Below are 13,016 nucleotides of genomic sequence, written 5' to 3' on the forward strand. Positions count from 1 at the left end.
AGATCACTCACAGATAAGAAAGGAACAAGCTGTCGAGCAGCCGCGACCACCCGGAAACCAGCACGAACAGGAGCAATTTCAGGGGCAGGGAAATGGTCATCGGCGAGACCATCTGCATGCCCAGGGCCAGCAGCAGGTTGGAGACAATCAGGTCGATGACGATGAACGGGATGTAGATCAAGAAGCCGATCTCGAACCCGGCCTGCAATTGCGAGATCACATAGGCTGGGATCAGCAACATGAGATCGTCACGGTGGGCGTTTTGCGCCATTTCCGGGGGCCACATGCGGGCGGTGTTTTCCACCAGGTGGGTCAGGATGTCGGGGTCGGTGTTGCGGGTCATGAACAGGCGCAGCGGCTCGATGGCCACCAGCCCCGTCTCCTGGAGCCGTTGCACACTGCTCAGGTCTACCGGGGCGTCCTTGACGTTCTGGACGATCGCATAGCCCACCGGCGCCATGATGAACAACGTTGCCGCCAGCGCGATGCCGTTGAGCGCCATGCTCGGGGGCACTTGCTGCACGCCGATGGCGTTACGGGTGATCATCAGCACAATGATGATTTTCAGAAAGGACGTGCACACGATCAACAGCATCGGCATCAAGGCCAATGCCCCGATGAACAGCGCCAGGATAAGGGGTTCAACCCCCTGCAGCGTCATCGCGCGAAAATCACACGGGACAACTGCAAGCCCAGGCGTCCATCCATCTCGACCAACTGGCCCTGGCCAATCGGCCGGTCGCCGTAGTACAGGCCAGCCATGCCGGGGGCGTAGCCGGCGATACTCAATACCGCGCCGGGGGTCAGGTTGCGCAGCTCGCCAAGGGTCAGGTTCAGGGTGCCACAGCGTACATTCAGGGCCATGCTCAACTCGTCGAAAGGCTCATGGCCAAAGACATCCACCACCGGTTCATCAAGATCATTGTCTTCATACTCCGAGTAGTGTTGTGCTGAAAGATCCTCGTCCACGGACGTTTCCTCGATAGATGTAAGTGTCAGGCACACAGGCCCGGATTCATCGTCAATGCACCCGCGCAAGCGATGCTTGCCAGCGCGCACCTGGCCATTGCCCCGCACATCAAAAAAGGCTTGTTCGAGCATCAGCACGTCGCCGGCCCGCAGGCTGCGCACCTGCGTCACGGGCAGTAGCAAGCGCCCCAGCGTCACGGCAATCGCCAACTGAAACGAGGGCGGTAATGGCAAGGCCGTCGGCTGCCAGCGCCCGGTCTCACACAGCGCCAGCAAGCTCTCGGGGGCCAGCAACAGATACCCCACCACCCTGGAGGGCCCCAGCGTCACCGTGAGCCGGCAACCGAAGTTCAGTTTTCCAGGGGCCGTGCGCAGCCGCAGGTAACCGAACAGCGCTCGCACTTGAGGGCTCAAGTGATGCTGGAATAACTCCCAGAACCAGGAGTCCGGATCATTGCCGGCCTCTGCCAGCGTCACCGGGCACTCCCCCAGCAGGCTGAACATTGGCCCTGGCTCGCTGAAGGCCAATAGCCCACAGGCACTTTCGAAGTACAGCGCGGCAGCACTCCTGGGCGCACGCCCAGGCTCAAGCAGCAGCTCTCCGTGCTGGCCTGTCACCTGGAACGGCATGCGCAGGCCTCGCCCCAGTCGCAGGCGTGCCGCAACCGTGGCGCTCTTGACCTGCGGCAGCGCTAAAGCAGGCATGATCATGCCGCGCCCACATTGACCAGATGCAAATCGACGGGCTGGCCCAGCACCTCGGCCAGGTGCTCCTGGCAGCCCTGCCGCACGCCGGTCAGCCAGCGCGCGGCAAGTTCCTGCTCTGCCGCCAGCTCGATGTTCCAGCCCCCCTGTTCACGGCGCACGCTGGCGTTGATCCGCCCCAGGCGCGGCAGGTAAAGCACCGCGTGCAGGGGCCATTGCGCGCTCCCGTGAATCCGGGGAGTCAATTGCGCCGTCATCGCCTCGATCATCAAGGCATCGGCTGACACTCCGGCTGCCGATGCCGAGGTGCCGTAACCTGCACCCTCCGCATCACCGCCCAGCAGTTGGGCAAACAACAGTCCTTGCTCCCAATGCACCACACCCGACAGCGCAGGCTCCTGTTCCGCGCGTGGCTCACGGGGGCGCGGTCGTTCAGGCTTGCTTGCTGGAACTTGCGTCATAGCTCTTCCTGTACCTCTTCCTGGGTCAATAAAACGGACAACTCCTGGAGCTTCTCAACCTCGCGCAGGCATTGGGTGACCTGCTTTTGCGCAGTGGCGACGTGAACCACCTGTTCCTCGCGCCGGCCCTGTAGTGCCTGCAACTGCCCTTCTTCGCGCTGGGTTCCGGCAGCCAATGAGCGCTCCTGGGTACTCCAGGCCTTGAGTTGCTGCAGTGAGAGCACCTGCCCTTGATGCTGATTCAACAACTGCGCGGACTTCTGGATTTCCTCCAGGCGGGTTTGCTCAAGTGCGTCTTGCGCCTGCTGGATTTGCGCCAGCAAGGCTTGCTGGTGCCGCTTGGCCTCACGCAGCGCCCGCTCGGCACGGTCGGCCCGATGCCTGCGCAGGCGCCGCAACGTGTCGATTTCAGAAAGGGACATGGGTCGTCAGGCTCATCAATTGATCGAGGGTCATCGACATCGATGCCGGTTCTCGCAAGTCCTGGCGCAGGAAGCCATCCACCGCCTGGCGACTGTCCACGGCCAGGTCAGTCAGGGCATCGTTGCCGGGCTGGTACTCCCCCAGCTTGAGCATCAACTCGATCTGCTGGTACGCCGACAACAAGCGGCGCAGTGCCGTCCCGGCCTGGATATGCACGGGCTCGGCGACGTTGCTCAAAATCCGTGACAGGCTGGCCAGCACATCCACCGCCGGATAGTGGCCGCGCTCGGCCAATTTGCGCGACAGGACGATATGGCCATCGAGCAACGAGCGCACCTCATCGGCCACCGGATCGCTCATGGAGTCCTGCTCGATCAGCACGGTATAGATCGCCGTGATCACCCCCTCGCGGGTCAGCCCGGCACGCTCCACCAGGCGCGGCAGCAAGCTGTACACCGACGGCGGCAGGCCGCCACGCCCCAGCGGCTCACCGGCAGCCAGGCCGATTTCACGTTGGGCCCGGGCAAAACGGGTCAGGGAGTCGATCAGCAACAGCACCCGCTTGCCCTTGCGTCGATAACCTTCGGCCAATGCAGTGGCGGTGAAGGCAGCCCGGGCACGCTCCATGCTCGAGCGGTCGGACGTCGCACACACCAACACCGCCTTGGCCCGCAGCTGGTCATCGAGTTCGTGGTCGAGGAACTCGCGCAGCTCGCGGCCACGCTCGCCAATCAGGCCAAACACAATCACATCACAGTCAACGTTGCGCGCGATCTCCGCGAGCAAGGTGGTCTTGCCACAACCGGCGCCCGCAAACAGGCCGACGCGCTGGCCTTCGCCCAGGGTCAGCAGGCCATCGATCGAACGGACCCCAGTGGACAACGCCCGATGAATCCGCGGCCGCTCGGTGGGCAACGGCGCCTCGCACAACACCAGGCTGGTGTCTTCGGCCTGCGCCTCGACAAATGCACTGGCGCCCTGCCCCGTGATCGGGCGCCCAAAGCCGTCCAGTACCTGACCCAACAGCTGATCACTGACACGCACCCGATGTGAGACGCCCAACTGCTCGACACTGGCGCCCACCCGCACGCCTTCAAGATTGCCCAAGGCGCTGAGCACCGCATCCTGCTGATCGAAGCCAATGATCTCGGCCAGCATGTAGTCGCCCGTGGCCTTTTCCACCTGGCACAAATCGCCGATACGCGCATGAGGCAAGCGGCATTGCAGCAACATGCCATTGACCCGCTGGATCCGCCCACGCACCGAGACCGGTGCGAAATTGGCCAGTGCCTGTGATCGGTCCTGCTGCCAGGCGGCCAGGCGTGCCTGCAATTCGGCACTCACCAGCGCACCTCATAGCGCTGTACGCCGTCGAACACCACTTTGCTGTTGTCGATCAGCACCAGGCGCAAGCCATCTACTTCATCCCCGACAAACAGGCGGCTGCCTTCATCCAGGACCACATGGCCATTGGGCCCGCCGACGATCTGCAGAATCTTGAACGGGAACACCGAGCTGCGCTCCTTGACCCGGCTGATCACCGGTACAGGCGTCTCGAACTGCTCGCCAAAACGACTGAGCATGCGTGATACCACCCCCACATCCTCCTGGGAAACATCACCGTCGAGCGCCACCTGGCCATTCACCACCTGTAGGCTGACGCGCTGGCTCAACTCCCGCTCGACGAGCATTTTCAGCAGTTGCTGACGGACTTCGTAGGGTGAGTCCAGCGCGCTTTTCTGGTTCTGTACCGGCATCAACGATGCCTGGGCCTCGTGCTCTCCCGTTGTGGCCAGCCCCACCGCCATGATGATGGCCGCGACCACCACCGCCAGGCTGATCAACCGCTTTTGCTGCGACCCGGAGATCGACGACAACGTCAGCCCCGCAGCCGCCTCCTTGACCGACCTGGCGGGTGACGGAACAGGCGCGGCAGCCGGAGCTTGCGGCCACGGCTGATCAGCCAGGGTCACACACAGTCGAATATTGCCAATCGAAAACGGCACATCCAGTGCCAGGTCGGCAATCTGTGCCAGGAGCCGACCGTCATTGGCGCGCACCAGTCCCTCCTGGGCCTGTACCGACCAGCACTGCTCGATATAGCGCAGCACCACATGGCGCTCGGCAATCCCCTCGTCATATAGCGAAAGGTCAGCCTCCGGATGGGCACCAATACTCCATTGCCCGCCAAACAGCGGCAACGCCGCCCCCTGGCGCGAACCATCCAGCACTCGTAGCTCAAACATCGCCAGGCCTCATGCCACTTCCTCTCGAAACAGATTCTCCTGGGCCAGATCAAAACGCCCCAGCACCTTGACCTTGGACGATGCACTCAACTCAGCAAACGACAGCACCGGCACATGGTTGAACTCCTCCAGCAACAAGGTGCGCAAGGGGCTGCGCAGATCCTGCGCAACCAGCAGCACGCTTTTGCTCTTGGGGCGCACGGAGAAGGCCTGCTTGAGCAAGCTGACCAGCGCCGCACTGCTTTCGTTATCCAAAGAAAAGAACACCCCGGTCTGGGTCTGGCGCAGGGCGTCGCGCAACACGTTTTCGGTGTGCGGTGACAACAGCCAGGCATGCAGGCCATCGGTTTCGCTGTACTGGTGCAGGATCTGCGACTTGAGGGCAATACGCGCATAGTCGGCCAGGGCATCCGGCTCACGTTCATGCTGGCCGTGCTCGATCAACGCCTCGACAATCAGGCGCACCGCCCGTAACGGTACGCCCTCGCCGGCCAGGCGCTGCAACACCGACGAAAAACGCGACAACGGCATGATCCGCTGCAGTTCCTGCACCAATTCCGGCTGGTTGAACTCCAGCCAACTGAGAATCGCCTTGCTCTCCTGGATGCCGAGGAACTGCGGGCCGCTGAGCAGCATCGCTCGCGTCATGCGCTCCTGGAGCAGGCTGTAGGCCGTCGAGCGCGCCAGATGCTCGTCCGCCAGCAGCGGGTCATCGGGGGCAAACCACATCCAATCCTGTTCGTCGCGCTCCGCCAGGCCCCTGCTGCCGCTTGCGGGCTCGCCCGCAAATGCCGCCATTTCCACGCCCACCCAATGTCCCAGCGTGGCCTTCAATATCGGCACTTCATGCACGCAGAAACGAAACTCATCGTCGGCCAATGCCGGGGCGAACTCGACTTCAAACGGCGGTAGGGTCAAGCCAATCTGGGTCACCAGGCTATTGCGGCTCTGGCGCACCCCGTGGATCACATCCGATACCAACGGGCTCTCCTGCAAGGCCAGCGGAAACTGCAACAGGTACGGCCGCGACGGGTCAAAGCCGCGCAGATCCTCCACCCCGTTCTGCTCTGGGGGGACGGTATCGGTGGCCGGTTCCTGCGACTGTTCCTCACGCTGGCGGCGGCGCATCAGGAAATAGCCGAGGCTGCCGGTCATCAACGAAATCAGGATGAACACTACCGTGGGCATCCCCGGCAGCGTGGCGAAGGCGAGCATGCCCACCGAGGCAATCATCCAACTCTTGGGCTCGCTGGTCATTTGCCGGGCAATCTCGGCGCCCATGTTGTTGCTGCCTTTATTGCGCCCGGAAGGCGCTACACGGGTGATGATCATGCCGGCGGTCAACGAGATCAGCAGGGCCGGAATCTGCGCGATCAGGCCGTCACCGATGGTCAGTACCGAGTACAAAGCCATGGATTCGCCGGCACTCATGCCATGCTGGAACATGCCGGTGGCGAAACCGCCCAGCAAGTTGATCACGACAATGATCAGCCCCGCGATGGCGTCGCCCTTGACGAACTTCATGGCCCCGTCCATGGCCCCGAACAACTGGCTTTCGCGTGACAGTTGCTCACGTTTGTCCCGGGCCTGGTTGCCGTCGATCAGGCCGGCGCGCAGGTCGCTGTCGATGGACATTTGCTTGCCGGGCATCGCGTCCAGGCTGAAACGCGCCGCCACTTCCGCAACCCGCTCCGAACCCTTAGTGATCACCAGGAAGTTAACCAGGGTCAGGATCATGAAGATCACCAGGCCCACCGCGAGGTTGCCGCCCACCACAAAGTTGCCGAACGCCTCGACAATGTCGCCGGCGTCCTGCTCCAGCAGGATCAGGCGCGTGGTGGCAATCGACAGCGCCAGGCGAAACATCGTGGTCAGCAGCAGGATCGACGGGAACGATGAATACGCCAGCGGCCCCGGTAGGTACAGCGCCAGCACGATCAACAGGCAAGAAATACAGATATTGAGGGCGATCAGGATATCCACCAGCCAGGTGGGCAGCGGCACGATAAAGATAAACACAATGGCCATGACCACCACCGCGCCCAGCACCTCGGCGCGTTGTGCAACCTTCAACAGCACGCCGTTGATGGCCCGCAAAGCACTCATGCCTTCAATTCCGGCCACGTGTGGGTATGCCGCGTGCCTCGCTCCTGGGTGGCGTACTCCAGCAGGACCTGCTTGTAGCTGTTCAGTGCCTCCTCGCGCCGTCTTGCATCACACCACCAAGCCAGCGGCAAGGCCTTGAGCTCCGGGAAAAAGGTGCTCAGCGACTGTAATTGGTGAGCCCACTGATCGCCCCCCAGGTCCCGGGCCAGGTGCTTGATTTCGTGGGGCGCAAGACCGCTGGCCGCATACCCCAGCAAGCGCTGCAACAGGCCCACCGCGTCCAGGGGCAGTTCGGGGTACAACAGAAGGAACTTGCCGATCAGATCCTTGCAGCGGGCGAGCACACCACTCAGGCGGCTGCAGTCATTCAAGCCCAGCAACAGGGTGCGCAACTGGCCCCGGTCTACCGAAGAGGTCTGCGCGGCAATATCGTCGGCCAGGGCGCGGCGGATCAGCTTGAGCCCGGACTCAAAGTCCCCGCCCCCGAACAGCCCCAGCAGCGACTGCATAATGGTCGCCAGCGATTGGGTCGTGACCACGCTGGTGTAATACAGGCTGCGCACCGCCTGGCGCAGCTGCGGGTCATCACTGCCGGCCTGCAATGCCAGTGCGGTGTTCAGGCCCGCCTGGATCTGTGGTTTGTAGTGGGCCTCAAGGTCAACCAGCGAACTGCGCGCCAGGCTCGCCTCGGCGGTACGCCCCTCGGCGTCCGCCTGCAGCGCCACGTGCTTGAGCACCACATACGCGCGCGCCGGGTCGTTGCCCGTGATATCCATCAACTTGCCGACCTTGGCGCCGACCAGCAGTTGCACCCTGACGTTACGGGCAACGGTCGCCATTGTCGTCTGCGCCGGGTGCCCCAGTTGATCATAGAGCTGCGTCAACTGCTCGGCCGCTGGGGCCCGCAGGCCCAGTTGGCGCTGGCCCAGCGCCCGGCCATTGAATTCGACCTCCTGGGTAAACAGCACACTCAGATCGTCAGCAACCGGAGCGTTTATCGGAACCGGCAGCCCACCCTCAATCCGTGCCGGGGCCGGTTGATTCAGGGGCGCGGGGGTTTGCACTTCAAGATTGGGATCGACTTTCATGGGAGTGCCAGCACAAGAGATTCGTATCCTTGTGTGGCTGGGACAGCCCATACGGTTCCATCCTCATCCGCTTTGCATCAGCAATGAAAATACCCGCACAAACCCACGGCGGCTTGCGCAAGCTCTTGCATGAAAAACACCTAAAACAAGATATTTCGCTATATATATCAATTAGATACAGACAATTTCCGATTGGCACAAGCGGTGCTAACAGGGTTCTCGTCGAAGCCATTTCGACTGCTTATACCCTGAGGAAAAATCATGGATATCCCTATCAGTGTTTTAGTTAATCTTCCCCGTGACCCTGGCCAATCCATCCAAGATCTGTCCGACGACCACCACAAACGCCTGCGCCGGTTCATTCATAAACGCGTATTGAACCCGGAGGATGCGGACGACATCCTGCAACTGACGTACCTGGAGGCCTGGCGTAACCGCCATCACTTCAGCGCGCAGGCATCATTAAGCACGTGGATGTGCGGGATCGCGCTGAATCTGATCCGCAATCACTTCCGCCGCCTCTATGCCAAGCCGGTGCATTGCGAGTTCGATGAGTCGCTGTCCCATGGACATAACGAAGAGCAGGACCTGGCGCGCCAATTCGAGATCAACCGCCGGCTGGAAAACACCCTCAGCGCAATCCAGAACCTGCCCCTGAAAATGCGCAACACCTTGTATGCCTCACTGGAAACCGACGGTAGCTACCAGGACACCGCCGATGCCCTGGCGATCCCGATTGGTACCGTCCGTTCCCGCCTGTCCCGGGCACGGGAACAGCTCAAACGCGCGACAAAATCTCATCCATTCCAATAGGAGAGGGAATGCCCATGGATAGGGCCCTCCCCCGGCTTCAAGCCTTCTTCGAACGTGGCAACAGAATCGCCAGCACCCCGAGCAACGGCAGGAACGAGCACAGCGTGTACACGTACTCGATGCCGTGGATGTCTGCCAGGTAGCCCAGCAACGCCGCACCAATCCCGCCAAACCCGAACATCAGGCCGAAGAACACCCCGGCGATCATTCCCACATTGCCCGGTACCAATTCCTGCGCGTAAACCACAATCGCCGAGAACGCCGAAGCCAGGATAAAGCCGATCACCACACTGAGCACGCTGGTCCAGAACAGGTCGACATGGGGCAACAGCAGGGTAAAAGGCGCCACACCCAGGATCGAGAACCAGATCACCGCCTTGCGGCCGATCTTGTCGCCAATCGGCCCGCCAAAGAACGTGCCCGCCGCCACCGCCCCCAGGAACAGGAACAGATGCAACTGCGAGCTGGCCACCGACAGGTCGAACTTCTCGATCAGGTAAAAGGTGAAGTAACTGGTGAAGCTGGCCATGTAGAAGTACTTGGAAAACACCAACAGCCCCAGCACCACCAACGCACCGAGCACGCGGTTTTTCGACAGGCCGTGGGTAGCGGCCTGGCCCTGCTTGAGTTTGAACAGGTTCAAATGGTTGCGGTACCAGCGGCTGATCGCATACAGCACACCCAGGGCGAATACCGCGAACAAGCCGAACCACGCCACATTGCCCTGGCCATACGGAATGATGATCGCCGCCGCCAGCAACGGGCCAAACGCCGAACCTGCGTTACCGCCAACCTGGAAGGTCGACTGCGCCAGGCCATAGCGCCCACCCGAGGCCAGGCGCGCCACGCGGGACGCCTCCGGGTGAAAGGTCGAGGAACCAATGCCGATCAACGCCGCCGCCAGTAGGATCAGCGGGAAACTGCCGACCTGGGACATCATCAAAATCCCCACCAGCGTACAGATCATCCCGCAGGGCAGCAGGAACGGCTTGGGATGGCGGTCGGTGTAATACCCCACCCACGGCTGCAGCAGCGAGGCCGTGAGCTGGAACGTCAGGGTAATCAGGCCGACCTGGGTAAACGTCAGGCCATAACTTTGCTTGAGCATCGGGTAGATCGACGGCAACACCGCCTGGATCAAGTCATTGATCAAGTGCGCCAGCGCCACGGCGCCGATGATACGCATGACCAACGGGCTGGATTGCGCCGCGGCCGGCGTCGTAGCCACTGAAGGCTGGGAATTGGTAAGAGCCATGAGGAACGTTTCCGTACAGCAGATGGATGCACAGGTGCAGGTGCGACAATGTGCCATTTTTCGGGGCAGGAAGGCTATCCCGTTAGCAGGCTAACGAGTAGGTGAATCGATGCAGCGCTCATGGGTTGTAAAGGGCCAACAAGATGGATCCGTCTAATATGAGGGACATTTCCTAGAGAATCCTTCGGCCTTGTGCCTGGTAAGAACACCCCACATCAAAGGTGGGAGCGGGCTTGCCCGCGATGGCGCTGGGTCAGTCAACTCCTGTATTGGCTGGCCCACCGTCATCGCGAGCACGCCCGCTCCCACACTTTGATTTTCGCGACCTGAGGAACCGCACAAATCCCCAGCCACTGGTCGCCTCACCCGATGTTTTTGCTTAAACAGTTGATAGCGTAGATAAATTTTCAAAAAAAGCGCTTGACGCATTCCCGTTCTCCGCGAATAATGCGCGCCACTTGGCTACATAGCTCAGTTGGTTAGAGCATAGCATTCATAATGCTGGGGTCCGGGGTTCAAGTCCCTGTGTAGCCACCAAGTACTAAAAACGGCTTACCGAAAGGTAGGCCGTTTTTTTTTGCCCGCAGAAATCCTGGAGAGCAAGCCCGCGAGCAGCTATAGCTCACGGGCCATGTCTACACCTTAGAAGTAAGTCGTAGCCCCGGCAAAAAACGCCCGGCCCGGCACATAGAACGTCGTCGAACCATCCCGCGCATCTTCGTCCAGCAGGTTCTGCACGCCGCCATTGAGCGTCAGCCACTTGGTCACGGCCAGGTTCGCCGTCAGGTCGTAGGTGGTGTAGGACTTGACGAAGTCATTGCCCACTCCGCGCTGTTTACCCACATGCTGCGCCGACAGTTCGGTGTTGAGCTTGTCGGTGGCCTGCCAGTTGATTGCACTGAAAGCAGACAACTTGGGCGCGCTGATCAGGTCTTCGCCGGTGGACAGGTTTTTGCTTTCCAGCATGTAGGTGGCGTTGGTGCGCCAGTCCAGGGAGTCGGTCAGCGGCACGCGAACCGAGCCTTCCCAGCCGCGGGTGCGCGCTTTTTCGACGTTTTCCAGCATGGTCCACCAGCGACCCTGGAATTGGCCCAGTGGCGCATATTCGATCTTGTCTTCGAAGTCGGTATGGAAGTACGTCAGGCTGGCTTCCCAACCATCACGGTCGAAGGACACGCCCATTTCCTTGTTGACGCTGGTCTCTGGCGATAGGTTCGGGTTACCGGCCATCCAGCAACTGCCGCTCACATAACCCAGGGGTTTCAACGAGCCGCAACCGCGACCGCCGGACTCGGTGGCGGCACCGGCGCTGCCCTCTTTCAGGCTTGGCGCACGGAAGCCCTTGGACACACCACCGCGCACGGTCCAGTCCGGGTGCGGATGGTAGACCAGGTACGCCCGCGGGCTGTTGTGGTTGCCGTAGTCTTGACTGTGGTCGAAACGGTTGCCCAGGGTCAGGGCCAGGTTGTCGAGCAGGTACAATTCATCTTCGATAAACGCAGCCGAGTAGTCCCCCTTGAGCGACGAGCCGGAAACCGCAGCGCCCTGATAGTCCACGGGCACCGTGCCCAGGGTGTCGCTGTTGGTCAGCTCTTCACGCTTCCACTGCCCGCCCACGGTCATGCGCTGGCTGAGGAGCAATTCAAACGGAATGTTCAGGCTGCCTTCGGCGATTTTTTCTTCGGCGCTGGATTTGCCCCAGTCGATATCGTTCTTGAATTTGTTCAGGTACAGGTCGACCTTCGAGGTGCCGAAACTCCAGTCCCCGCTGTGGGAAACGGAGTAGCTGTCACGAATCAGACGGCCAGGACCAAAGCTGCCACCGATGGTTTCGCCCCAGTCACCAAAGGTCTTTTTACTCGACCAGGACCGCTCCACACCATGCACGGCCTCGAACGACAGGCTCTGCTCATCGTTGATCTTCCAGTCGAGCAAGGCGTTGACGCTATGGTCCTTGGCGCCGCCAGCGCCGTCGCCGTACATGAACTCGCCATCCTTATCCAGGCGCGCCGTGACCTCATCGGCGGCCCGCCGGGTCAGGTTGGCGCCCAGGCGCAGGCCCACCGACTCAGTCAATGGCCCGGACAGGTTGAGGCTGGTCTGGGTGGTCTGGCCCCGGTCGGAGTCTTCGGGAATCGTGGTGTTGACGTTGGCCGAACCACTCCAGGTGCTCGAGACCTTGCGGGTGATGATGTTGATCACCCCGCCCATGGCATCCGAGCCGTACAGCGAAGACATGGGGCCGCGCACGATCTCGATGCGCTCAATCATGTTCGGGGTGATCCAGTTCAGGTCCTGGCGCGCCAGGTCGCGGCGATAGCTCAAATCCCCGGAACCGCCGAGGCGTTTGCCGTCCACCAGGATCAAGGTGTACTTGTCGTCCAGGCCACGCAGTTTGATTTTCGATTGCTCGCCCACCGGGCCGAAGCCACCGGTAACGCCGGGCACACGCCGCAGCAGAGTGTTGAGGTCATACACCGGCTGGCGCTCGATTTCTTCGCGGGTAATCACGCTGACGCTCGCGGGTGCATCGCGCAGGTCCGTGGCGCCGCCGGTGGCGGTGACGAACGAGGTGTCGAGTTCGGTGACGGCGTGTTTATCGACCTCACCAATCTCTTCTGCTTGCAACGCCGGGGCGGCGATCAGCATGCCGACGGCCAGGAAAAGAGAGCTGAACAGGTAGGGGGGATTATTCATTGCAAACAGTCCTTGTTGAGCCGATATGCACCAAGACGGAGCACTAAAGGTCGCGGAGTGTAATGCAAATCTTTATCATTTAGAAAAGCATTTATGACAATGTCGACACAATTCCATACATTTCAAATAGATTTATTTTCTTCGAAACACAGCGAAAAGCCGATTAAATCGTCAATCAGATGATATTTTGCAACGTTAAAGTATTTACTAAAAATTCGAATTAATGCCCTGCTCGCCGCCCCGCAATGGCCTG

At 61.0% G+C, this 13,016-nt stretch carries 11 protein-coding genes and 1 tRNA gene; 2 read left to right on the top strand and 10 right to left on the bottom strand.

Annotated features, from left to right (window positions below):
- Positions 1-7: 7 nt before the first annotated feature.
- From sctR to sctW, 8 genes are read right to left on the bottom strand one after another with little or no spacing between them, the layout of a single operon-like run.
- Positions 8-661: a type III secretion system export apparatus subunit SctR gene (gene sctR, locus HBO12_RS20285; protein WP_169954841.1), complete on the bottom strand. Its 654-nt coding sequence runs from the start codon at positions 659-661 to the stop codon at positions 8-10.
- Positions 658-1,680, bottom strand: a complete 1,023-nt coding sequence (locus tag HBO12_RS20290; RefSeq protein ID WP_170043044.1) for a FliM/FliN family flagellar motor switch protein — start codon at positions 1,678-1,680, stop codon at positions 658-660. Before HBO12_RS20290 ends, sctR begins: the two co-directional genes overlap by 4 nt.
- Entirely contained in the window at positions 1,677-2,135 is a 459-nt protein-coding gene (locus tag HBO12_RS20295; protein ID WP_170043045.1) for a type III secretion system HrpP C-terminal domain-containing protein, read from the bottom strand. Before HBO12_RS20295 ends, HBO12_RS20290 begins: the two co-directional genes overlap by 4 nt.
- Entirely contained in the window at positions 2,132-2,557 is a 426-nt protein-coding gene (sctO, locus tag HBO12_RS20300; RefSeq protein ID WP_169954838.1) for a type III secretion system stalk subunit SctO, read from the bottom strand. Before sctO ends, HBO12_RS20295 begins: the two co-directional genes overlap by 4 nt.
- A complete protein-coding gene (locus HBO12_RS20305; RefSeq protein WP_169954837.1) occupies positions 2,544-3,902 on the bottom strand; it encodes a FliI/YscN family ATPase in 1,359 nt (452 codons plus the stop codon). The genes sctO and HBO12_RS20305 overlap by 14 nt, the downstream gene beginning before the upstream one ends.
- On the bottom strand, positions 3,899-4,804 hold the full coding sequence (locus tag HBO12_RS20310) for an FHA domain-containing protein (protein ID WP_170043046.1): 906 nt from the start codon (positions 4,802-4,804) through the stop codon (positions 3,899-3,901). The genes HBO12_RS20305 and HBO12_RS20310 overlap by 4 nt, the downstream gene beginning before the upstream one ends.
- A 9-nt stretch (positions 4,805-4,813) precedes the next feature.
- A complete protein-coding gene (gene sctV / locus HBO12_RS20315) occupies positions 4,814-6,910 on the bottom strand; it encodes a type III secretion system export apparatus subunit SctV (RefSeq protein WP_170043047.1) in 2,097 nt (698 codons plus the stop codon).
- The gene (gene sctW, locus HBO12_RS20320; RefSeq protein ID WP_169954834.1) at positions 6,907-7,998 is read right to left on the bottom strand and encodes a type III secretion system gatekeeper subunit SctW; all 1,092 of its coding nucleotides are present in this window, start codon (positions 7,996-7,998) and stop codon (positions 6,907-6,909) included. The genes sctV and sctW overlap by 4 nt, the downstream gene beginning before the upstream one ends.
- 261 nt (positions 7,999-8,259) lie before the next feature.
- On the opposite strand from sctW, the gene HBO12_RS20325 reads away from it, so the two are divergent.
- Positions 8,260-8,811: an RNA polymerase sigma factor gene (locus HBO12_RS20325; RefSeq protein WP_170043048.1), complete on the top strand. Its 552-nt coding sequence runs from the start codon at positions 8,260-8,262 to the stop codon at positions 8,809-8,811.
- 37 nt (positions 8,812-8,848) lie between these two features.
- Here the strand turns inward: HBO12_RS20325 and HBO12_RS20330 are convergent, their stop codons facing one another.
- Positions 8,849-10,066, bottom strand: coding sequence for an MFS transporter (locus HBO12_RS20330; RefSeq protein ID WP_169954832.1), 1,218 nt, complete (start codon positions 10,064-10,066; stop codon positions 8,849-8,851).
- 460 nt (positions 10,067-10,526) lie between these two features.
- On the opposite strand from HBO12_RS20330, the gene HBO12_RS20335 reads away from it, so the two are divergent.
- Positions 10,527-10,603, top strand: a tRNA-Met gene (locus HBO12_RS20335).
- 105 nt (positions 10,604-10,708) lie between these two features.
- On the opposite strand, the gene HBO12_RS20340 is transcribed toward HBO12_RS20335, so the two are convergent.
- On the bottom strand, positions 10,709-12,763 hold the full coding sequence (locus HBO12_RS20340; RefSeq protein WP_169954831.1) for a TonB-dependent receptor domain-containing protein: 2,055 nt from the start codon (positions 12,761-12,763) through the stop codon (positions 10,709-10,711).
- Between the last annotated feature and the right edge of the window lie 253 nt (positions 12,764-13,016).

Origin of the sequence: Pseudomonas sp. WS 5059, from assembly GCF_012985525.1 — a bacterium.
GTDB lineage: Bacteria > Pseudomonadota > Gammaproteobacteria > Pseudomonadales > Pseudomonadaceae > Aquipseudomonas.